The sequence below is a fragment of the Rhodoplanes sp. SY1 genome (assembly GCF_046000175.1).
Taxonomy (GTDB): Bacteria; Pseudomonadota; Alphaproteobacteria; order Rhizobiales; family Xanthobacteraceae; genus Rhodoplanes.
Window position 1 is genome coordinate 1 of sequence record NZ_JBEOMB010000518.1, and the last position, 926, is coordinate 926.

Sequence of the window (926 nt, forward strand, 5' to 3'; positions counted from 1 at the left end):
CCCGTCTCGTCGTCGGTCAGGGCGGGGAAACACGGCAGCGTCAGCAATTTTCCAACACTCGCTCGGGCCACTCCGAGGCCGCCCGGAGCCTCCCGCCATGGGAGCTCGCTCCAACCGGGCTGATCACAGTCGAGGACCGGGTAGTGGATGTCGGTCTGAATTCCGCGATCGGCCAAGTAGCTCTGCAGACCCGCTCGATCGTCGCACAGCACTACAGCCAAGTGAGCCACGCTGGCCTCGGCACGCGCTACCTTCACGCCGGTCGGTGCCGCGGCGGCATACCGATTCAGAATCTCAACGCGCCGGGCGTTTGCTACGTCGAGGTGAGGAAGCAGCTGGTGCAGAATCGCCGCCTGAACCTCGTCCAGGCGCGAGTTGCGGCCGCCCGGCATCGCGACGGCGTACTTCGAAGCCCAGCCATATTGCCGAAGCATCTGGCAACGTTGGGCGAGTTCAGGATCCGAGGTGGCGATCGCGCCTCCGTCGCCGAATGCGCCGAGATTCTTGGTCGGATAGAAGCTGAACGCGGCGATGTCTCCCAAGCTACCCGCCATCCGCGAGCCGAGGCGCAAGCCGTGGGCCTGCGCACAATCCTCCAGAATCGGAATATAGCGGTAGCCGGCCTTGTCCATCATGGCCCTCAACTGGCCGACGTCGACCAAGCCGCCGTAGAGATGGGTCACGATGACCAAGGCCGTTTGCTCCCCCAGGGCCGCAACCACCGAAGGGAGCGAGACGAGTTGCGAGGCTTCCTCAATATCGGCATAGACTGGCGTCAGTCCGACTAAACGGCAGGCTGCGGTCGAGTACCCGCCCGCATTTGCGACGGTGATAACTTCGGTGCCGCCTTGCCCTCGCAAGCCGACGAGCGCCCGCATAGCGATTTCAAGCGCGTCGGTGCCATTGGCGACCCCGATGCAGCTTTC

1 protein-coding gene is annotated in these 926 nt (G+C 64.3%); it reads right to left on the reverse strand.

The annotated features are described in order from the left end of the window. Positions 1 to 926: DegT/DnrJ/EryC1/StrS family aminotransferase (locus ABTU92_RS30705; protein ID WP_408095302.1), on the reverse strand; the 926-nt coding region annotated here is incomplete at both ends.